Raw genomic sequence first — 250 nt, forward strand, 5'->3', positions numbered from 1 at the left:
CCACCGATACCGCCCCGAATTCCCCAATCGCGCGGGCGTTGGTCAGCACCACGCCATACAGTAATGCCCAGCGGATATTCGGCAGGGTCACGCGGCGGAACATCTGCCAGCCGGACGCACCCAGTAACACCGCGGCTTCATCTTCATGACTGCCCTGACTCAACATCACCGGCACCAGCTCACGGATGACAAACGGACAGGTGACGAATACTGTCACCATCACCATGCCCGGCCAGGCGAACATAAACTG

The 250-nt window shown here is 60.0% G+C and carries 1 protein-coding gene; it reads right to left on the minus strand.

Annotated elements, in window-relative coordinates:
* A partial coding sequence (locus tag ACPYOM_RS23195) for an ABC transporter permease subunit (RefSeq protein WP_481347774.1) occupies window positions 1-250 on the minus strand: 250 nt, incomplete at both ends.

This window comes from Monashia sp. HAY1-2A (assembly GCF_056755315.1).